Raw genomic sequence first — 20,513 nt, 5'->3', positions numbered from 1 at the left:
CTGCCAGCGGATCCATCACGTCGAAAGAGCACAACGAGCAATGCCGAGCACAAGTGCCAAATCGGCCAAGGCCGTACGGGCCGCCGGGAAGTCGTCGTCTTCGCGCAAAAGGGGCGGTGGCAAGAGCCCGCTCGGCAAGAAGCGCCAGATTCCGTGGCTGGCCATCGGCGCTGCCGCGGTCATCATCGCATTGGTCGGTGTCCTCGCCTACAGCCTGGTCCCGAAGTACCAGGACAAGGCCGACCTCGAGAAATACACGCCGAGCGCCCAGCGCAAAGACCCTTCCGATCAGATCTCGGGCGTGACCAAGCAGGAGTACCCGGCCGGTCTGCACGTATCCGGCGCCCAGCGGGTGGCCTATGACCAGAGCCCACCGTTCGGCGGCCCGCACGATCAGGCCTGGGCGAACTGCACCGGCGTGGTGTACAGCAAGCCGATCCGGGCGGAGAACGCGGTGCATTCGCTCGAGCACGGCGCGGTATGGATCACCTATAACCCGGACAAGGTGGACGCCGCGGGAGTCGAAACTCTGAAGAAGAAGGTCGAGGGCAAACAGCAAACCCTGATGTCGCCGTACCCCGGCCTGACATCGGCGGTGTCGCTGCAGTCCTGGGGCCATCGGCTGACGGTGGACAGCCCCGACGACAAGCGGGTCAACCAGTTCCTCACGGCGTTGCGTGGCAACCCTTACGCCTACCCCGAGGTGGGCGCGAGCTGCTCCAACCCGTCGTTCGACACGAACAACCCGCTGCCGTTCGACCCGAGCCCGCCCGGACCGAATGCGGTGCCGATGGACGGCAAGGGCCTCGAACCCGATCAGACCGAGCTCAGCGGCGGCATGCCGGGCCTGCCCGGCGGCATCCCGGGCGTGCCCGGTGTTCCTGGTCTGCCCGGTGCTCCCGGCCTTCCTGGTGCGCAGATCCCGACGCAACCCGCCCCCGGTCAACCGACGACGGGCCAGTAGATGGCCGACACAGGAAACAAGCCGGACTCGAGCGCTACTTCCGGCAGTGACACCGGTGGCGGTCCGATCGAACAGGACCTGGCCGCTGGCCCCGGCAATGACGCCGGTGCCAAGTCGACCGAACAGGACCCGACCGCCGCATCCGGAGATGACGACGGTACCGGTTTCGGCGCACAGTTCCGCCGTCAGCGCACCGCGCTGCTGGTCATCGGTGCGATCGGCATCCTGCTGATCGGTTTCGCCGTCGGCGCCCTCGCTCGGATTCCGTTGGACCGCAATGCCGAACCCGACCCGAACGCCGTGGATACCGGTTTCAGCCAGGACATGTCCGCCCACCATGCCCAGGCAGTCGACATGGCGGGCGTCGCGCTCATCGGCTCCACCGACAACGACGTACGCAGGCTCGCCTACGACATCCTGACCACTCAGCAGGCCCAACTCGGCAGGATGCAGGGCTGGCTGCAGCTGTGGGGCAAGCCGATGCAAGACGTCGACGGCTACATGGGCTGGATGACCGAACCCGCGGGCGGCGGCCACGACCACGCCGGCGCGGGCAGCACGGCGGGCCACCCGATGTCCGGCCCGATGCCGACCATGCCCGGCATGGCGACCAACGCGGAGATGACAGCGCTGCGCCAGGCCACCGGCCCGTCCCTGGACACGATGTTCCTGCAGCTGATGCTGCGCCACCATCAGGGCGGCATGTCGATGATCCGATCCGCGGCCGAGCACGCCGAAACCACCGCCGTGCGCAGCTTGGCGAGCACCATGGAGACAACCCAGCGCGGCGAAGCCCAGCTGATGACCACCATGCTCACCACCCGAGGCGCAACACCCCTACCGGTGACCTGAGCCCCGGGTCGAACCCGCGAAACCGCCCGACCCGGCGCACTTTTTGGCGGACGGCTGCCGATGCGATACGCTTGCCCCGCCCGATCGGCCGCCCCACCCGGCGTTCGACCGAGATCTATCCCGCCCTCGTAGCTCAGGGGATAGAGCGTCTGCCTCCGGAGCAGAAGGCCGCAGGTTCGATTCCTGCCGAGGGCACATACGAAAATGGCCCTGACCAGCGCGCAGCTGGATCGGGGCCATTTTCTTTGGTCACGCACTGTAGCCGAACCTGTAGCCAATCGACCGATTCCGAACTCACAACTTGGGGACGGTGATTGTCGGCCTCCGCGCGCAGACCAACGGAACATCCGAAACGTGCCGGGTCATCGTCGATGGCAAGGTGACCGACGAGAAAACCGCTACCAGCAAGGACGCCGCGGTGGTCTGCTCGGGCAGCACCATCTGAGCGCGTAACCTCCAGCTCGAGAGCCCGATCCGGTCCCCTTCCGGATCGGGCTCTCGCGTACTCGGGTCAGTCCGCGCTCGCGTGTATGGCCTTCACGCCCATGATCAGGTCGCGTGCACGGTCCCCGACAACGGCCGACTCGGTCAGTAGGAAATTCAAACCATCGCCACGTGGCGGGCCGACGCCAATAGCTCGGCCCGCACCGCATCGATTCGGTGACGGACAAGTCGCCCACCGCGTTTGACGATCTCGCCGCCGACCAACACAGTGTCGATATCGGCAGGTCCGGCAGCAAGGACAACTGCGGCGATCGGGTCGAGTAGGGCGCTCATGCCGAGGCTGTCGGTGCGCAGCACGAGGAGGTCTGCTTGTTTGCCTGGGCGCAGCGAGCCCGTGACATCGCCGAGGCCGAGTACCTGCGCGCCTTCGAGGGTGGCCATGCGCAGCACATCGCGAGTGGTGAATTCCAGTCCTGGACGGGCTCTTTCGAGTAAGTAGGCGGACCGCATCACGCTGAACATGTCGCCGGGGCCGCTGGTGACGGAGTCGGTGCTGAGCGAGGTTGGAATACCGGCCGCGCGCAGGCGACCGGTTGCGGGGTAGCCGATGTGCAGGCCGGCCTCGCTGATCGGTGCGATCGACGCAGTGCCGCCGGTGTCGGCTATCCGCCGCAGTTCGTCGTCGGAGAAATAGTTGGGGTGGATATAGGTGGTTTGCGGCCCGAGCAGGTCGTTCGCCGCCAGCACGGCCAATCCCATTGCCGCGCTTTCTCTTCCATTGCCGCCCATGTGCACGGTGATCGGTAGTCCGAGCTCTCTGGCTTCGCGCCACTCTCGAACCCCCTCGTCCGCTCCGGCGATTTCGGGCCCCATCGCGGCGTAGGCGAACGTCAGCCGAGGCGTGACCGACGCGGGAGCCGCACCGCCATAGGCGAATACGCCACGGATGCCCGACTCGCAGAGTCCCTGGATCGCGGCGTCGGTGTGGTCCGGAGTGGCATTGAGCTGGGACCAGTCGAGCAGCGTCGTCGTACCGGAACCCAGCGCGTCCAATGCTCCTGCGAGGTTGCCGATGCGAACGTCGGCAGGTCGATAGCGTGGTGCGTAACCACCGAGGACACGCGCGAGATAGTCGCCGAGGGTGGCGTCGGCCATGGTCGCGCCGATGGCGGCCTGCCAGGTGTGCCGATGAGTGTCGACGAATCCCGGCATCACGATGTGACCACTGACGTCGAGCACCTCGGGTGCGCTCAATCCCGTTCCGAGAGCGGCGATTCGACCGTTCTCGATCAAGACGTCGGCGTGCTCGGTGACCCGCGACTGCGGCTCGGTGTCCAGCACGATGCCGCCGCGAAGAAGAAGTGTCGAACCCATGCCCCAAGGCTAGATTAAAAGCTTTTCAGAAAGCAATAGTGAAAGCCAGTAGACTCCCCGCTGTGCAGGATGACGTCGACGAACTGGTGCCGGGATGGCAGGCCAACGGCCTGTCCGACTCGTTGATCGCGACGCTGGAACTGAGCAAGCGGATCGCGCGACTCGACGGGGTGATGCAGCAGGCGATCCGGACGGAGATTGCCGAATTCGAGCTCACCTATGCCGAATTCGATGTGCTGGCAGCACTATTGCGCGCGGGCGCCCCACATCGACTCAAGCCGAGCGAGCTCAGTCGCGCACTCTTTCTGACCTCGGGCGGCACCAGCAACGTGTTGCACCGCCTCACCTCCGCAGGCCGCATCGAACGCGCCGACAACCCGGGTGATGGACGCAGCCGATGGGTCCAGCTGACGCCCGAGGGCCTGCGCGTCGCCGAGGCCGCGGTGGCGACCGCGGGCCGCGTGCACCAGCAGGTGATGGCCGGCGTACCCGACGACGTGGTACGCCGAGCCGCCGACGCGCTACGCGACATCAACGCAATTGTCGGCCGACGACGCTCCCGCTGACCAGCACCGGCCCGCCCTCGGGCGGTTCATCGCCAGCGTTGTCCCGGTTCCGTTCGCCAGCCCACACAGTGCCGTAATCTTCGTGGCAAACCGGGGGTGAGCGGAGGGATGGGACGATGACATATCCGCCGAGCGGGCAGCCCCCGTACGGATCGCAGTACCCGGAACAGCCAGGTCAGCACGGGTATCCACAACAGGGGCCGTACCCGCCGCCGCAGCCCTACGGGTACCCGCCGCAGGGCGGCATGGGCTACCCGCCGCCCGGATATCCGCCGCAGGGGTACCCACCACCGCCGAAGAAGAAGCGGACGGGGCTGTTCATAGGCTTGCTGGTGCTGGTGTTGATCATCGCAGGCGGGATTGCCGCGGGTGTGGTGCTGACGGTGCAGGGCAAGACACCGCTCGCCTCCGACGAGAAGAAGATCGAGGCGGCTATCCACGAGTTCTATGACGCCCTCGGCAAAGACGGCTTCCGAGCGGCTGCCGCGAAGGCGTGCGCGTCGGATCGGGCCGATTTCGACTCGCTGAGCCAGGAGCAGAAGCAGGCCTTCGATGCGGCCCAGGTGTCGGTGACCATCAATAGAATCGAGGACATTGTGGTCACCGGAGACACGGCGACCGCGCACATCGTCGGACACCTCACGCTCACGCTCCCCGGCGAGACACCCAACACCGATGACAGCACCAACGAACATTTACGGAAGGAAAACGGGAAGTGGCGGGTCTGTTCGGCGGAAACGGGCAAGAACTGAACGCGCACAGTCGTTTATGAGTTGCCGCGGCCCCTCGCGCCGAAACCTGCTCGCCGCCATCGGCCTCGCCACGCTACTGCCCATCACAGGCACGATCCGGTCGAGTTCGGCTCGGGCACAGCCGAATTTGCTGGTCGCCACCGACCTGGAAGTAGTCACGATCACCGATCGATCGGTAATCCTGACGTGGACCACGGTGACGCCGGATCCCTCGGGACGGCTGGTGCCTGCGGACTCCGACACCGAAGTCCGCCTCGGCCCCGCCGACTCACCACGCGCCGTGACACCGGTCTACGCCGACGCCGACGCCACCCCGTTCCACTACGCGGAAATCAACGACCTCGAACCTGGTCGACGCTATCGATTCGAGGCGGTGTCGAACGGCGTGCACGCGAGCCCCGCACTCTCGTTGACCACACTGACCCCCGGCAGTCCCGAATCCACCAGCGAATTCACCACATTGGTGCCGCCACCGGGCCGCCCGCTGCACACCCTCGCGCTGGCCAACGACGTGCACTACGGCGAGCAGGTCAGCGGTCTCGTCATCGGCGACCTGCCGCCCGGATTCCGGCAGGAGCCCGACCTGCCGCCGTATCCGGAGGTGATGCTCGCGGCATTGCTCGACGACTTGCGCCGTCCTGACCGCGACGCCGACCGGCTGATCATCGCGGGCGACCTCACCAGCGAGGCGACGGCTGTGGAGTCCCGCGCCGTACGTGCCCGCCTGGATCGGTGGGGCACGCTGGGGCGTGACTACCTCGTCGCGCGCGGCAACCACGACCGGCCTCATCTCGGCGCGGACTATCAATCCTGCACACCCGCGGCCGCCGACCATCACGACTGCTGGGGCGACGAATTCACCCCACGCCAGCAGCTGATCGAGCACGAGGTCGGCGGGCTGCGGGTGATCGGCCTGGACACCAGCGAGCTCGACGGCGCAGGCGGCAGCATCGAACGCCCGCAATTCGAGCACCTTGCCGGGCTGCTGCGCGCCGACCCGGACCGTCCGACGCTGGTGTTCGGCCACCATCCGGTGACCATCGAGTCCGGACTCACCAACACCGCAGGACCCGGTTTCGTGCTGAACCGCCCCGACAGCGCCGAACTGCAGTCGCTCTACGAGCGGGCTCCCGGCGTGTTTCTGCAGCACAGCGGCCACACTCACTGCAACAGACGCACCCGCCCGGATGCGACGTGCGTGGTCGAATTCCTGGAAGTGGCCGCGGTGAAGGAATATCCGGGCGGCTACAGCCTGCTGCGACTCTACGAGGGCGGGTACCTGGTGAATTTCTACAAAACCCGCACACCCGCGGCCAAGCAATGGAGCGCGACGACCAGAGCCGAATACTTCGGCCTGCTGCCGGATTACACGCTCGGCACGTGTGCCGATCGCAATCACGTTGTGCTGCGTGATTTCTCGGGACTCGGATAACAGCCCGGAATAAGGGCGTTGCTCGAGTGACCTGCAAGCCGTCGTAGGCGGTGTTGTTCGCCCGACCTGCAGGCAGTCACCGGCGGCCGTCGCACGGTGAAGCCGCAGCAGGACCGATACGATCCGCGCACGTCGAACGCGGTATGTTGCTTAGGTAAGCCTCATCATAGGTAGGCGGGCCTAGTACGCGTCGGAAGGACAGATAATGGTGTCGGTCAGATGGAAATCGGTATCCGCGACGGTCGCGGTCGCGGTCGCGGCACTAGGCATGACAGCCTGCTCCAATTCCTCGGATGACACCAACGAAATCACGGTCTACAACGCACAGCACGAATCGCTCACCAAAGAGTGGGTGGATGCGTTCACCAAGCAGACCGGCATCAAGGTCACCTTGCGTCAAGGTGGCGACACGGCGCTGGGCAACCAGCTCGTCGCCGAAGGCGCCGCCTCCCCCGCCGATGTCTTCCTGACCGAGAACTCCCCCGCCATGGCGCTGGTCGAGAACGCGGGCCTGTTCGCCGACGTCGACAAGCAGACTCTCGATCAGGTGCCTGCGCAGTTCCGCCCCTCCACCGGTAAGTGGACCGGAATCGCCGCCCGCTCAACGGTTTTCGTCTACAACAAGAACAAGATTGCCGCCGATCAGCTGCCCGCGTCGCTGCTGGACCTCGCGCAGCCGCAGTGGAAGGGCCGCTGGGGCGCTGGTGTCTCCGGCGCCGACTTCCAGGCCATCGTTGCCGGCCTGCTCGCGCTGAAGGGCGAGGACACCACACGCGCCTGGCTGAAGGGCATGAAAGAGAACGCCACCGCATTCCCGAACAACGTCGCCACCATGAAGGCCGTCAATTCCGGCCGGCCCGACGGCGGCGTGATCTACCACTACTACTGGTACCGCGACCAGGCCAACACCAAGGAGAGCAGCGCCAACACCACGCTGCACTACTTCAAGAACCAGGACCCCGGCGCCTTCGTCAGCGTGTCCGGCGGCGGCGTGCTGAAGTCGAGCAAGAAGCAGGAATCGGCGCAGAAGTTTTTGGCGTTCATCACCTCCGAGGCCGGGCAGGAGATCCTGCGCGACGGCAACTCCATGGAGTACCCGGTGGCCAGTGCCGTCGCGGCCAACCCGGCGTTGCCGCCGCTCGCCGATCTGCAGGCGCCGTCCGTCGATCCCAGCAAGCTCGACGCCAAAAAGGTGACCGCGCTGATGACCGAGGCAGGTCTGCTCTAACCGTGGCCGTTCGGACCGCCGTCGTTTCCTCTCGGGTCGGTCGACCCGGGCCTCTCGTCACGACCGTCGCCCTGCTGCTTGTCGCGGCGACGTTCGTACCGCTGGGCTACATCGTGTCCACGATCTTCTCCACCGGTCTCGATCAGGCTGCAGATCTGGTGTTCCGGCCCAGAGTCGGTGAACTGCTGCGCAATACGGCCGGACTGGTGGTGCTCACCGTGCCGATCTGCGTGGTGCTCGGGGTCGGACTCGCCTGGGTCATCGAGCGCACGGCGGTTCCCGGCGCGGCCTGGTGGGGTCCGATATTCGCAGCTCCGCTCGCCGTGCCCGCCTTCGTGAACAGCTACGGCTGGGTGAGTGCTTTCCCGACGATGCACGGGCTGTCGGCCGGTGTCGTCATCTCGACCATGTCCTACTTTCCGCTGGTCTACCTGCCCGCGGCGGCGACACTGCGTCGCCTCGATCCCTCGGTGGAGGAATCCGCGCGTGCCCTGGGTTCCGGACCGGTGGCGGTTTTCCTGCGCATTGTGCTTCCACAATTGCGGTTGGCGATTCTCGGTGGCGGGCTGCTGATTTCGCTACACCTGCTCGCCGAATACGGCGCGTTCGTGATGGTCAGATTCGACACCTTCACCACCGCAATTTTCGAGCAGTATCAATCCAGTTTCGCCGGTCCCGCAGGCAGCATGCTTGCCGGTGTGCTCGTGCTGTGCTGCCTGGTGTTGCTCGCCGGCGAGGCGGCGGCCCGCGGTAGTGCGCGCTACGCGCGGATCGGCAGCGGCGCGCCGCGCGACGCGACGCGGGTTCGACTCGGCCTCGGCACAATTCCGGTGCTCGCCGCACTGACAGCGGTGACCGCCGGCGCGCTCGGGGTGCCGCTGTGGACGATCGTGCGCTGGCTGCGGTCGGGTGGTGCGAAGGTGTGGGATCTCGGCGAGATCGGCCAAGCGCTCGGGCAGACCATAGCGCTGGCCGCCATGGCCGCCCTGATCACCACTCTCTGCGCGTTCCCGGTGGCCTGGATCGCGGTGCGCTCCACCTCGACGTTCGCCCGAATTGTGGAGGGCGCAAACTACATCACCAGCTCGTTGCCCGGCATCGTGATCGCCCTGGCGATGGTGACGGTCACCATCCGGTGGGCGCCGCCGCTCTACCAGACGGTGATCATGGTGGTGGCCGCATATGTGCTGATGTTCCTGCCTCGGGCGCTGGTCAGCGTGCGAGCCGGGCTGGCGCAGGTGCCGATCGGGTTGGAGGAAGTGTCGCGCTCGCTCGGGCAGTCCGGTGTGGCCACCTTCCTGCGAGTGACGTTGCGGCTCACCGCACCCGCCGCGGCGTCCGCGGGCGCGCTGGTCTTCGTTGCCGTCGCGACCGAACTCACCGCGACATTGCTCTTGGCACCCAGCGGAACTCGCACGCTGGCCATGCGCTTCTGGTCACTGTCGGGCGAATTGGACTACGCGGCCGCGGCACCCTACGCGCTGATCATGATCGTCGCAGCGGTGCCGGTGACGTATCTGCTGTTCACCCAATCCAGGAAGGCGGCGGGAGCATGAGCCGACTTGTCGTGGCCGACGTCGCGAAGACGTTCGGGCACACCCAGGTTCTCGGTGGGATCACCCTGGAGGTTCCCGATGGGAGTTCCACCGCGGTGGTCGGCTCGTCCGGCTGCGGCAAGACGACCCTGCTCCGGGTGATCGCAGGCTTCGAGTCGCCGGATGCCGGATCGGTGTCCATTGGCACGGAAACCGTTGTCCGGGATAGATTCTCGGTGCCGCCGCAGCGGCGCAACATCGGCTACGTCGCGCAGGATGGCGCGTTGTTCCCGCATCTGACCGTCGGCCAGAACATCGCCTACGGTCTGCGCAGCGGATTCTGCGGAATGCGCAGCGGCAAGCACCGGGTCGGCGAACTGCTGGAGATGGTGTCGCTGGACCCCTCCTATGCCGACCGGCGCCCGCACCAGCTCTCCGGCGGGCAGCAGCAGCGCGTCGCGCTGGCCCGCGCACTGGCACGCAAACCCGACGTGATGCTGCTCGACGAACCGTTCAGCGCCTTGGATGCGGGCCTGCGCACCACCACCAGGCAGGCCGTGGCCGAGACGCTGCGCGCGGCAGGCATGACGAGCATCCTGGTCACCCACGACCAGGAAGAGGCGCTCTGCTTCGCCGAGCAGGTCGCGGTCATGCGGAAGGGCCGGTTCACCCAGGTCGGTGCGCCCGAACAGGTCTACGCCGCGCCCACCGATCTGTTCACCGCCCGCTTTCTCGGTGACTGCGTACTGCTCGACGCGATCGTCGACGCGGATGTCGCCAAGTGCGCACTCGGGCGAATCCCGGTGCAGAAGTCGGCGCCTTCTGGCCCGGTGACCATCATGATCCGCCCGGAACAGCTGGTGGCCGATGTGGTTTCGGATGCCGAACAGTGCAGCGGCGTGGTGCACGAGGTGGAATTCCGCGGCGCCGATGTCATGCTGACCATCGCCTTGAACGGCAACACCGACCCGGTGCGCGTGCGCCGCGCCAGCGCCGCGGCCCCGATCACCGGCCAGCGCGTGCGTCTGGACGTGCTCGGCGCCGCAGTCGCCTACGAAGCAGTACACGAATCCTGAACCAGCAGGTTGCTCGGCTCGGTGATGGTGTTCACCGAGCCGAGCACCCAGGCGGCACACCTGACCGCATAGAGCGAGCGGCGGGAATTGAACCCGCGTAGACGGCTTTGCAGACCGTTGCCTCAACCACTCAGCCACGCCCGCCTCGCATTGAATAGTGCCGTTTCGAGCCGAGCGCGCCCACCCTTGCGCTCACTCTGATTCGAAGTGGGTTCGCGCGTTCGCCGAGCCGGGGCGGATGTGGCGGGATGACGGAATGGTGGCCGTGCGCATGGAATGATCGAGGTCATGTCTCGGCCACGCCCTCTCCCACTGGACCCGATCGAGGAGGCCCATCGCCAGTGGGTCGACCACGGCTGGGGTGATGTCGCCGACGGAATGGCCGCCGTGACCTCTCTGGTGCGAGCCCAGCAAATCGTCATGGCCCGAGTCGACGAGGCTCTGAAACCGACCGGTCTGACCTTCTCGCGCTACGAACTTCTGATGCTGTTGAACTTCAGCAAGACCGGCGCGCTGCCGATGACCAAGGCGAGCGCCCGACTTCAAGTGCACCCGACAAGCGTGACGAATACCGTCGACCGACTAGAAGCCGCGCGGCTCGTCGAGCGGGTGCCGCATCCCAGCGATCGGCGGGCAACATTGATCGAAATCACCGATGCCGGTAGGGAATTGGTCGCCGAAGCGACCGAGGAGCTCAATGCGAAGGTGTTCGCGGTACCCGGGCTGGAGCCGGATCGGCTGCACACGTTATTGCAGTTGCTCGCAGAATTCCGGCATGCCGCAGGCGACTTCGACACCGAAGGCGAACCGGCTCGTTGGACTGCGACCGATCGCTGACTTTCGCACGAGAACTGGTTGGTACTACCCGAACTGAACGACCGCCCTGTAACGGTCCGGCATCCAACTAGCGAATTCCCAGCCCTGTCGTCTTGGCAGCGGCGCGGAAAAGGTTCACCATGGAGTCCATGGTGCTGGTCTTGGGGGTATCGGCGGGTACTGGAGGCGCGCGCGCGATGCTGACACATTCCGATCAGCCGCACCTCCCCCCGATCGATCGCTGCCAGGTGCCGCGACGCGCGGGCGGCGGCGTCGACGAGCCCGTTTTCGAGGCGATTCGTCAGATGCGCGGATCTGCCGAGCGCCGCGACGAGCTGATCACCGGAACCGCGGTAACCTGCCGCTGCCCACTGCACATTGAGTCCATCCGGGCCGTGGCGGGCCGCAGCCGGCTCACCATCGTCGACGAACCACTCGCCCAGCTGCGGTATCTACGCTTCACCGGCCTGCTCCCCGACACCGGCTCGGTGATCCTCTACGACCTCGGCAGCTCCGGCCTGACCATCACGCACGCCGACTGCCGGACCGAAACCATCCTGTCCAGCAAACGCAGCACCGTGCTCGGCGGCGACGGCTACGACGCACTGCTGCGCTGGCAACTGGCCAGGGGCAGTGTGCTCACCGACAAACTGACAAGCCGCAGACACCGCGAAGCCCTGAGCAGCGCCAGGGTGGTGACAGCGATGGACCCCACCACCGGCGGCCGAGCCGTTGTCACCCGCAGCGACCTCGCCCAACTGTGCGCGGCGAGCATCCATCATTCGGCGTCGTTCGTCCGTCAGCTCATCGACGAAACCGGCGTGCAGCCCGAGGCGATGGTCCTGCTCGGCGGCTGCACCCGCAACCCGAGCATCCGCGAGGCGCTCGGCGAAATGACCGACCTGCCGATCATCTACGACTCCGAACCCGAATACGTCTCCGCCCGCGGCGCCGTCCTGCTCGCCGCCGAACGCCCCACCGGCGACGTCCGCATGGCCCGAATCCGCACCGGCGCAACCTTGCCCACCCTCACCTCGCGCACCGTCGGCCGAAGAAAACTCATCGCCGCCGTAGCGGTCACCGCGGCACTCGGCGCAACCATCGCCGGATTGCTTGCTATGGACAAGAATCCGGCGCAGTCCCCAGGTGGGGGGATCGCGCCGACTTCGGTGGAGGTAGCCGGTATCCCCGTAACGCCTTTCGGCTGAGCGCCTGCCGCGCCGCACGGCTGAAGTCGGGCACGGCACCGCACGGGAACCCTCGCTACGATAAGCACGTCAGCACCCGAAGCCGAGGGGGTCGTGGGTGGGATTCGCGCATTCTCGGCAGATGGTCAAGACCTCTGCCACCGTGTTGAAGTCGCACAAGGAGTTGACGCTGTTTCCAGTGTCGACAGGGATGGCGTACGCCATTCTGAGTGTCACTTCTCGTCTGATCTGTCGGGGCCGTGTTGTTTAACCTGCGGTTCGCCATTTGCGATCCGGTCGTCGTCGGTCGCTACTTCTCATTTGAAGTGGCGGATTTCGGGGAGTGGGATGTCTCGGTTGCGGGGGGTTCGGGCGGATTGCCAGTGACTGTGACGGGCTTCCTGGTGCTGGGTCGAGTTCTCCCTGGCTGATCGTTGTCTCCGGCAACGTCGATCGGGGGTGCTCTCCCCCAACAGCACTCACCAACCGGCATCACTCGGGTACGGGTGGCATCAAAATTGGCCGATACCAACATCTTCCGCGTGATGTTGGTGTCAAATTGCCATTGATCGACGGTGTTGCAGACGACCGATGTAACCAGTCAGGAGTGCCCCCGTGCCACGTGAAATCGATTCGGCTGTCTTCCCACATCTGGATGCGGACCTGGACCGCGTCCGTGACGTTCTCGGCCCCGTGCAGTTGCCGGGCAGGCCCGAACTGGCCGCACTCACAGACGAAGGGCCCGACACCTCGCGCCGCCTGGTCCGTCCCACTTTGACGTTGCTGTCGTACTACCTGCTCACCGATCCTGAGAAGCCGGCCGACGATCGGGTGGTGCGCGCCGCTGCTGGGGTGGAGTTGCTGCATCTGGGTTCGCTCTACCACGACGACGTCATCGATCACGCCTACCAGCGTCGCGGTCGCCCCAACGCCAACGCGGTGTGGGGATCGCACATGGCCGTACTGGGTGGAGACGCCGTAACGACCGAGGGCATGCGCATGCTGATCGAACTCGGCCAGCGCGAAGGGCTCGCGGGTGCGAGCGCGGGTGCGCAGATGGTCGCTGGCATGGTGATCGAGGCCGCCGACCTCTACGTGGCCTCGCGCAGCGAGCAGTCCTACCTGGACGCGATCGACGGCAAAACGGCCGCGGTGCTGTCGCTGGCATGCCAAGTAGGCGCGATGCAGGCTGGCTGCTCCGAGGCTGAAGAAGAGTCGTTGGCCGGGTTCGGTCGACAGTTCGGGCTGGCCTATCAGCTGTATGACGACATCCTCGATCTGACCTCGACCGCCGAAGAGATGGGCAAGCCGGTCAACGCGGACCTGCCCGAGGGCGTCTACACCCTGCCGGTGATCCGCGCCGCGGCCCGCGACCAAAGCCTTGCTCGCCTGTTGCGCAGAGCGATGACGGGTGAGCAAGTCGCACATGCCCGCGAGCTGGTCATCGCCTCCGGCGCTGTGGACGAAGCACGGACGAGAGCCGAAGAATTCATCAACCAGGCCGCCGGTCAGCTCGCCGCCCTGCCCGTTGCACCGAAGGCCCGCCACGCGATGACCGACTACACCCGGTCCATACTCGACCGCCGAACTCCTGGTCCCACGGTCCCCCCGCAGGCAACACAGCCACCCCGGACCCGCAGTGATGTGCTCACGGCGCACGCCGCGGAATGGTTGAGGAGCTGGCTGATGGACACTGGCCTTGCCCTCACTGCGGCCGAGGCCGACTACCACCGGTGGACAGGAGCGATCCGGATCCCGGCACAAAGCTTTGCCCCAGCAGCGGACCCGGCCCGTGAACAGACCGTCGCCGGCATGTTCACGCTGGCCCTTGTATGTGACGACCTGTTCGAGGATCCACAGTTGAGCGACCCGGAAGCCGTCACCGCCCTGCGGCGTGGCATGGTGGCCATGCTTCGCCAGGACCCGGAGAAACCGTGGCGGCCCGGCGCGATCCCGACGGCGTGGGCGAGTTTGTGGCCGCGCCTGCGCGAAGGCCGCAGCACCCGCTGGCAGGAGCGGTTCCTCGACAACATCGAGGAGTGGTTCGAAGCCTGCGAACGCGAAGCGCACCATCGCATCAACGGCTACATCCCGTCCACGGCCGACTACCTTCCGCTGCGGAGGTCGATCAGTGGGGTCGATACCTACATCGCCTGCGTGGAGGTGCACCAGGACCGGGAAGTGCCCTCGAAGCTGCGCAACCACCCCGTGCTCCGCCGTCTCGAGGAATTGCTGTTCTTTGTGGGCTTCGCGGAGAACGACCTGGTGGGGTTGGACCAGGACGAGGCAGACCACGTCCCCTACAACCTGGTCAGAGCGGTCCGTCACGAGACCGGCTGCACCCGAAGCGAAGCCATCGAGCAGGTACAGCGCCAGGCAGCCGAGCAACGCGCCCAGCTCGAAGCGCTGATCCGCTACGTCCCCGCGCTCATCCGCGTGCTTCCCGGCCTGTCGGGCAAGTGGAAGGACTACGCGGATATGTACGAGAACATGACGAACGCGGGACTGCGAGCGCGTGAGAACGATAGGTACGAGCCAACCTCGGATTCCACAGCGCCGGACTTGGAACGCTTACGCCGCGAGATCTACCGCCCGGCCGCCGAACCAGCTCCAATCGCGCCGTAAGCCGCCGCAGCCGGCAAAGCACCCTGCTTTCCGGGAATGCGAGGTCCGGGGATGCGGATCCGCATCGTGGGTCGAAGCGACGAGCGGGCGCGCAGATGGAAAGCAGCCGAGCCCATCACACGCGGCGCGAGCCACCCCGAACGCGTCGGCATCCCGCGGCTTGATTCGGTGGGGGCTGGCAGTTCACCACCAGCGCGGCACCAGCGGCCGACCGGCAAAGTATTCCGGCGCATGTGAACGTGGCTCGCCCTCCGGTGTGGTCGGAACAACCAGAACGGCTGAGCCGCAATGCAATCACCTCCAAACCGAAATCCAGCAGTACCTACTACACTTCTGAGGTCGCCATCGTCCGGCTGCTGCTGACGGCCGCCGTTGTCACCGCGGTCTCCGGTATCTACCGAACCGCGCTCTACCGCCTCGCCGTCGACGGCCGAGCTCCGGTAGCCGTCGCCGACGCCAACCTGTCGCGGTCTTTCCGCGGGGCCTGAAAACCACAAGGCCCGGCCGAAGTACTCGGCCGGGCCTCCCTCATCGGCTGTGGTCAGCGGTTGGTGAATTTCGCGGGGCGCTTCTCGACGAAGGCAGACATGCCTTCCTTCTGGTCCTCGATCGCGAAGAGCGAGTGGAAGACTCGGCGTTCGAAGCGCAGGCCCTCGGCGAGGGTGGTTTCGAAGGAGCGGTTGACGGCTTCCTTGGCGATCATGGTGACCGGCAGCGACATCGAGGCGATGGTCTCGGCGACCTCGAGTGCGGTGTCGAGCAGATCAGCGGCAGGCACGATGCGGGAAACCAGGCCGGCACGCTCGGCTTCCTCGGCGTCCATATTGCGGCCCGTGAGCACCAGGTCCATGGCCTTGGCCTTGCCGACAGCGCGAGTCAGGCGTTGCGAGCCGCCGATGCCCGGGATGACACCGAGTTTGATCTCCGGCTGGCCGAACTTGGCGTTGTCGGCGGCGAGCAGGATGTCGCAGATCATGGCCAGCTCACAGCCACCACCGAGTGCGTACCCCGCGACCGCGGCGATGGTGGGCTTACGGAAGGCGGCAAGCCGATCCCAGCGCGCGAAATAGTCGTTCATGAACATGTCCATGTACGACTTGGGTTGCATCTCCTTGATGTCGGCGCCCGCCGCGAAAGCACGCTCCGAGCCGGTGATGACGATGGCGCCGATCGCCTCGTCGTGCTCCAGTTCGTCGAGCGCGGCGATGACATCGTCGAGGACCTGCGCATTCAGCGCATTGAGCGCCTTCGGGCGGTTCAGCGTGATCCAGCCGACCCGGCCCTTGCGCTCCAGCAGAATCGTCTCGAAGTCTGGCCCTCCCGTCACCCGACCCCCACCCCCCACGGAATCGCTTCGCGATGCGTCCATCTTTTTAGGCACCCTCTTGGTCGGAACGGTTACGGATATCGGTGACGATACAACAGGAAGGTTTGGCGACCGTCCCGCGATGTCCCCCCATATCCCAGATATCATGTACACCAACATGTTTCGGCCCGATCTAGATTCCCTGGCTTCCCTGGCATTCCCCGGGCATCCTGCGGAAAATGACGGTCAATCTTCCAGTCTGGTTCCCGGTATTTCCTCTGCGGATAGATCGCCTATCCGCCGCTTTAGCATGTCTGGCACCATCTCACGCTCGTCCTAGAGCTGCGGTAGACCAGCTGTGCGGAACCTACGCCCCTCCCTGCTTCCTCATACTTGCGCCCCTCAGTGGAGCTCGGTCGTGTCAAGGGCGCTCTTTCCCTTGACTCGGCTGAGTGGAGCGAGACAATCGGCGTATGAGGTAGCCGGGAACTGCCGCGTGATCCATCTCGGGTCCGCGGCTTTGTCGTGTTCGGGGCCTGACCAGCCGTTCAGCAATTTCCGCTGTGCTTTCGGTGCTTGAGGTGGTACGCGATTTGGTGGTCGAGGCGGTGCTCGTCGATTCGTTCAGCAATTCACTCGCACCTGGTGAGCGGCTTGGTGATCGAGCAAAAGGCCGGCCTTTTCGGCTGACCGGTGACGGCTCAGTGACCGCCGACGCGGGTTCGGCAGGCTGGGTCTTATGAGGCAAGCGAGCGAAGCTCGTGCGGCAGCACCGTATGAGAGTCGCCGTGCCGGTAGCCGTCGATGACCGCCCGGGCTGAGGGGTTGATGCCCAGTCGCCGATATAGGTGCTCACAGCCTTCGAAGGTCGCGAGCGTGGAGCCGACGCGCCGGTGTCCGAGGAGCCTGCGACGAGGACGCCGGTTGCGCGGCGGCGCCGCGCACGCGGCGCGCCGCCAAGGCGCCCTTGACTCTATATAGCGAAATTCAGCAACAACTCCGTGAAGTGACGGGCGCTCTGCAACTGGGGACGTCCGACACGCGGCCTCGTCGTGGAATCGGTTGCCGTTCTTGCGATTCCGCTCGACTGCTCGAGTAGGCTGTGATCACCTCCAGCTCAGGGGCGGTGTGGCAGCTGGTCCAGGCCGCATCGCGCCGAGGAAGGAGGTGGTGGGAGATGGCGAAACATCGCCGGAGCAAAACAAAGGCCCCGGTCGACTACGGCATTGTCCTTGGAGGGGCTGCCGTGATCGCCGGGGCGCTCATGTTGGTCCGCCGAGTCTGGTTGGCTAGCTAAACCCACCAGGGCGGGGCGTCGGTTGCAACGGCGTCCTGCCCGCTCGGCGTCACTCACGTGACTCCACCGATGTTACTTGACAATGCCCCCTCGGGAACGGTCTAGAAGTCGATTTGGCACCATCCAGTCGCTACCTGGGGGCGACGATGATCAGCTGGGCAGCCTCGTCGGGCCCAACAGAGCTTGTGTCGATCGTGAGGTCCGCGCGGATTGTCGGAGTTTCTTCACGTGCAGCCAATCGTTCTGCAACGTCACCAGTTCTCCGGGCGACGATGCGCGACTTGGCGGTGTCGGCGTCGCATCGAAGCTGAACCACAGTCCACTCGACATTCGGTGTCGCGGTCCGCACAGCGTCGATGACTTCGGGCTGTCCGGCGTGAACTACAGGAATATGACCGGATGCGATCAAGCCAGCCAGTCCGGGAAGGTCGATCGCATACCGAGAGCCGTATCGTGTGTTGGCCCAGACTAATTGGCCGGCCAGCATCAGACGGTCAAGCTCGGCCTCATCGGTCATGCGGTATCCGGCGGTCCGACCTGGACCAGACTTCAACCGCTCGAACAGGCGGTAGCGCGCATCGACTCGTGACAGTGCGGCCGTCACGGTGTCTTTCCCTGTAGCAGGCGCTCCATACAGGATGAGCCCTTTTCTCACTGCTTGGAATCCCGGCGGAACGACTCGATGAGCTGCTGAGCTTGGGTGCGAAGAGGAGCGCTGTCGGGATCGTTGTCGATCACTACGTGCTCAACCTCAGGCCGGAACTCCAGATTCAGCCCGGCGCTGTAGCGGTCCCAGTCGGCGAGCTTGGCGTTATCGCGCCCAGCGCCGCGCCTTCGCAGGTACATCAGCATCGTGTCGAGCGAGCAACGGACCCACACAAACGTACTGTCTGCCCGAAATGTCTCGCCGCGAGCAATCACTCTGTCGAGCCACGCCCGATCGGTAAATTCCCTGATGTACGGGGCTGTTGCGATCACGGATGTCCCAACCTCGACGTTGTCGTTCACCGCGCCTTCGAGCGCCTCGTATTCGCGCGGACGAATCCGCTCGAGGTAGATGTCGGACTCGCGGTCATTAACACTCTGCCCGAGGTCTTCGAGCGCAGGTTCGATCAGTGGCCGCGCGATCGTGTCCTTGTCGAGGATGGCCCAGTTCGTCGCTCGTGCCAGCGTCCGAGCGAACTCGCTTTTGCCAGATCCGGCATAGCCGCCGACGTAGACGATCCGCGGGCGAACCGGACGAAGGGGAGCCGACAAAGCGAGACTGACTGCGGTCGGCGTCGTCACCGTGCGTCCGGATCTGTTTTGCGACGCGATGTAACCCTCCTTGACTAGGAGGTCCATCGCTTCAGTAATCGTGCGCGGACTCGCTTGCCATTCCTTTGCAAGCTCCCGAGTCGATGGGAGTCGCTGCCCGTCCCGAAGTCGCCCCGCCTCGATGTCGTTGCGGATGGCCTGCGCGATCCGAGCAGGCGCACTGGATTTGGGATCGCTCGCAGGCACAGAGACTCCTTCGGTAGCAGTTGCTATCGCGAGGGTAGCAGCTGTCACCGACGTTCTGACCTGGGAAAAAGGCCACTCTAGACATTGCTGTGAATTGCCTCACGAAAACAGTTGTGATCATCGGGTATCAGTTGATACCGTTGGTGTATCGCGAACGAACACTTCGGGTTCGCCACCAACACACAGGAGCTGATTTCAATGGCACTCAAGGGCTACCGCTTCCCCATCTCCCACACCGAAGCCTTCCCTCTGGGTCTGGTGTTGGTCGGCCAGATAGAGCCGCTGACCAAGTACAACCAGGACCGCAACGCTGCCCCTGAGCAGCGCTACGACTTCGACCCGAAGACCGGCACGGGTTCGGGCTTGCTGATGTGGAAGGCCACGGTCACCGATCCGTCGGAGACCAACTCCAAGCGCGCCAGCTTCCAGCTGATCTTCCTGGCGAATGTTCAGCCGGTTCCCTCTACTGCTGAGGTGCTGCCGGGGATGCGTCAGATCGAGCTGGAGGGCCTGCAAGCCGAGCCGCGTGTGATGGGTCAGGGCGAGTTCAAGTACCAGGGCTTCAACTTCTATGCCGGTGGCATCAAGGGCGACAACTCCGGTGCGAAGGTCAACCAGCCTGCCGCCGCGAAGGCTGCGTGATCGCCATGTCGTTCATGTCGATTTATTCGCGCGCGGACGGTGACATCGAGGTCCGTTACGACGCTGCGCAGGTGCACGAGCGATACGGTGCTCTGCCCGCATCGGTGTGGGTGAGTTTGGACAGCCAGTACAGCAACTCGAAGCTGAACCTGTCGATCGAGGACGTGCGGGTTCTGGCCGAGCGGCTGCCCGAGATCCTCATGGCTCACGATGCCGCTGAGCACGCCCGCGCCGAACAGGCTGCCGCCGAGAAGTCCGCAGCCGAGTCCCGGGCGGCGTGACCGTGAGCGCGGCGGATCAGCAGTCCAAAGGAATGGCGTGGGCTCGCTGGTCTGCCGTTCTCGTGGTCGTGGTCATCGGTGTTGCCGCGTTCGTGTTGTCGTTCGCGGCGTTGGAGGACCTCGCGAAGAAAGCGCACACGCCCGAAGGGCTGGCGTGGCTGTTCCCGGTCATCGTGGACGGCACCATCATTCAGGCCACCATCGCTGTGTTGGCGTTGGCCGACACCGACGGCCGTAAGTGGTTCGAATGTGTCCTGGTCGCCGGGGCTGCGGTCTCGATCGGCGGCAACATCGCTCACGCTCTGGTGTCCGGTCATGGTGTCGGTGCTGCTGTGCTCGCGGTGATCGCTCCGGCTGCTCTGTTGATCGACACACACGGGCTGGCGGTGCTGCTGCGTACCCGCCGACCTGCCTCGACCGAACTGGCCGAACCGGCTGAGCCCGTGACGGATTCCGCGCCCGCCGAACCCTCAACCCCCGAACCATCGACCCCGGAACCTCCGGTGGCCGAACCCCTGGCCCCGGAACCCGTCCCGGTGAGTTCCCCGATTCCGCCGGCACCTGTCCGGCTCATCGCCCCACCGCGGCCGGTGACTCAACCTTTCCAACCCCCGCGTCCGATACCAGTCCGGC

The 20,513-nt window shown here is 65.4% G+C and carries 20 protein-coding genes and 2 tRNA genes; 17 read left to right on the top strand and 5 right to left on the bottom strand.

Annotated elements, in window-relative coordinates; genetic code table 11:
* Positions 1–40: 40 nt before the first annotated feature.
* The 4 genes from ACLMAL_RS35230 (at position 41) to ACLMAL_RS35215 (ending at position 2,261) form a co-directional block, all read left to right on the top strand.
* Positions 41–964, top strand: a complete 924-nt coding sequence (locus ACLMAL_RS35230; RefSeq protein WP_412003031.1) for a DUF3105 domain-containing protein — start codon at positions 41–43, stop codon at positions 962–964.
* Entirely contained in the window at positions 965–1,816 is an 852-nt protein-coding gene (locus tag ACLMAL_RS35225; RefSeq protein ID WP_412003030.1) for a DUF305 domain-containing protein, read from the top strand.
* 122 nt (positions 1,817–1,938) lie between these two features.
* Positions 1,939–2,011: transfer RNA gene (locus ACLMAL_RS35220), tRNA-Arg, on the top strand.
* A gap of 115 nt (positions 2,012–2,126) precedes the next feature.
* On the top strand, positions 2,127–2,261 hold the full coding sequence (locus ACLMAL_RS35215; RefSeq protein WP_412003029.1) for an MmpS family transport accessory protein: 135 nt from the start codon (positions 2,127–2,129) through the stop codon (positions 2,259–2,261).
* Between the two features lie 155 nt (positions 2,262–2,416).
* Here the strand turns inward: ACLMAL_RS35215 and ACLMAL_RS35210 are convergent, their stop codons facing one another.
* The gene (locus tag ACLMAL_RS35210) at positions 2,417–3,634 is read right to left on the bottom strand and encodes an amidohydrolase family protein (protein ID WP_412003028.1); all 1,218 of its coding nucleotides are present in this window, start codon (positions 3,632–3,634) and stop codon (positions 2,417–2,419) included.
* A 62-nt stretch (positions 3,635–3,696) separates the two neighbouring features.
* Here ACLMAL_RS35210 and ACLMAL_RS35205 point away from each other — a divergent pair, with 62 nt between their 5' ends.
* The 6 genes from ACLMAL_RS35205 to ACLMAL_RS35180 all read left to right on the top strand — a co-directional run bounded on the left by ACLMAL_RS35205 (position 3,697) and on the right by ACLMAL_RS35180 (position 10,223).
* Positions 3,697–4,200 carry a MarR family winged helix-turn-helix transcriptional regulator gene (locus ACLMAL_RS35205; protein WP_412003027.1) on the top strand — a complete coding sequence of 168 codons (504 nt, stop codon included), beginning with the start codon at positions 3,697–3,699 and terminating at the stop codon, positions 4,198–4,200.
* A 116-nt stretch (positions 4,201–4,316) separates the two neighbouring features.
* Complete coding sequence (locus ACLMAL_RS35200; RefSeq protein ID WP_412003026.1) at positions 4,317–4,952, top strand: hypothetical protein; 636 nt, start codon at positions 4,317–4,319, stop codon at positions 4,950–4,952.
* A gap of 16 nt (positions 4,953–4,968) precedes the next feature.
* Positions 4,969–6,384, top strand: a complete 1,416-nt coding sequence (locus ACLMAL_RS35195; RefSeq protein WP_412003025.1) for a phosphohydrolase — start codon at positions 4,969–4,971, stop codon at positions 6,382–6,384.
* 205 nt (positions 6,385–6,589) lie between these two features.
* Positions 6,590–7,612, top strand: coding sequence for an iron ABC transporter substrate-binding protein (locus ACLMAL_RS35190; protein ID WP_412003024.1), 1,023 nt, complete (start codon positions 6,590–6,592; stop codon positions 7,610–7,612).
* Positions 7,613–7,614: 2 nt separating this feature from the next.
* Complete coding sequence (locus tag ACLMAL_RS35185) at positions 7,615–9,168, top strand: ABC transporter permease (protein WP_412003023.1); 1,554 nt, start codon at positions 7,615–7,617, stop codon at positions 9,166–9,168.
* On the top strand, positions 9,165–10,223 hold the full coding sequence (locus ACLMAL_RS35180; RefSeq protein ID WP_412003022.1) for an ABC transporter ATP-binding protein: 1,059 nt from the start codon (positions 9,165–9,167) through the stop codon (positions 10,221–10,223). The genes ACLMAL_RS35185 and ACLMAL_RS35180 overlap by 4 nt, the downstream gene beginning before the upstream one ends.
* A 72-nt stretch (positions 10,224–10,295) precedes the next feature.
* On the opposite strand, the gene ACLMAL_RS35175 is transcribed toward ACLMAL_RS35180, so the two are convergent.
* Positions 10,296–10,367: transfer RNA gene (locus tag ACLMAL_RS35175), tRNA-Cys, on the bottom strand.
* A gap of 144 nt (positions 10,368–10,511) precedes the next feature.
* Between ACLMAL_RS35175 and ACLMAL_RS35170 the strand changes: the two genes are divergently transcribed.
* The 4 genes from ACLMAL_RS35170 to ACLMAL_RS35155 all read left to right on the top strand — a co-directional run bounded on the left by ACLMAL_RS35170 (position 10,512) and on the right by ACLMAL_RS35155 (position 15,339).
* The gene (locus tag ACLMAL_RS35170) at positions 10,512–11,060 is read left to right on the top strand and encodes a MarR family winged helix-turn-helix transcriptional regulator (RefSeq protein ID WP_412003021.1); all 549 of its coding nucleotides are present in this window, start codon (positions 10,512–10,514) and stop codon (positions 11,058–11,060) included.
* 119 nt (positions 11,061–11,179) lie between these two features.
* On the top strand, positions 11,180–12,247 hold the full coding sequence (locus ACLMAL_RS35165) for an Hsp70 family protein (RefSeq protein ID WP_412003020.1): 1,068 nt from the start codon (positions 11,180–11,182) through the stop codon (positions 12,245–12,247).
* Positions 12,248–12,841: 594 nt separating this feature from the next.
* The gene (locus ACLMAL_RS35160) at positions 12,842–14,851 is read left to right on the top strand and encodes a polyprenyl synthetase family protein (protein WP_412003019.1); all 2,010 of its coding nucleotides are present in this window, start codon (positions 12,842–12,844) and stop codon (positions 14,849–14,851) included.
* 233 nt (positions 14,852–15,084) lie between these two features.
* Complete coding sequence (locus tag ACLMAL_RS35155; RefSeq protein WP_412003018.1) at positions 15,085–15,339, top strand: hypothetical protein; 255 nt, start codon at positions 15,085–15,087, stop codon at positions 15,337–15,339.
* A 53-nt stretch (positions 15,340–15,392) separates the two neighbouring features.
* Here ACLMAL_RS35155 and ACLMAL_RS35150 read toward each other — a convergent pair whose 3' ends face one another.
* The 3 genes from ACLMAL_RS35150 to ACLMAL_RS35140 form a co-directional block, all read right to left on the bottom strand.
* Positions 15,393–16,178 carry an enoyl-CoA hydratase gene (locus ACLMAL_RS35150; RefSeq protein WP_412003017.1) on the bottom strand — a complete coding sequence of 262 codons (786 nt, stop codon included), beginning with the start codon at positions 16,176–16,178 and terminating at the stop codon, positions 15,393–15,395.
* Positions 16,179–17,584: 1,406 nt separating this feature from the next.
* Positions 17,585–18,058 (bottom strand): kinase, encoded by a 474-nt coding sequence (locus tag ACLMAL_RS35145; protein WP_412003016.1) that lies wholly within the window; start codon positions 18,056–18,058, stop codon positions 17,585–17,587.
* 47 nt (positions 18,059–18,105) lie between these two features.
* Entirely contained in the window at positions 18,106–18,957 is an 852-nt protein-coding gene (locus ACLMAL_RS35140) for a GntR family transcriptional regulator (RefSeq protein ID WP_412003015.1), read from the bottom strand.
* Positions 18,958–19,155: 198 nt separating this feature from the next.
* On the opposite strand from ACLMAL_RS35140, the gene ACLMAL_RS35135 reads away from it, so the two are divergent.
* The 3 genes from ACLMAL_RS35135 to ACLMAL_RS35125 form a co-directional block, all read left to right on the top strand.
* A complete protein-coding gene (locus tag ACLMAL_RS35135; protein WP_412003014.1) occupies positions 19,156–19,599 on the top strand; it encodes a hypothetical protein in 444 nt (147 codons plus the stop codon).
* Between the two features lie 14 nt (positions 19,600–19,613).
* Positions 19,614–19,880, top strand: a complete 267-nt coding sequence (locus ACLMAL_RS35130) for a hypothetical protein (protein ID WP_412003013.1) — start codon at positions 19,614–19,616, stop codon at positions 19,878–19,880.
* A 2-nt stretch (positions 19,881–19,882) separates the two neighbouring features.
* On the top strand, positions 19,883–20,513 hold a 631-nt coding region (locus ACLMAL_RS35125), incomplete at its 3' end, for a DUF2637 domain-containing protein (RefSeq protein ID WP_412003012.1).

The sequence above is a fragment of the Nocardia sp. CWNU-33 genome, assembly GCF_046764895.1.
GTDB lineage: Bacteria > Actinomycetota > Actinomycetes > Mycobacteriales > Mycobacteriaceae > Nocardia.
This window is presented reverse-complemented; position numbering and strand designations above follow the sequence as displayed.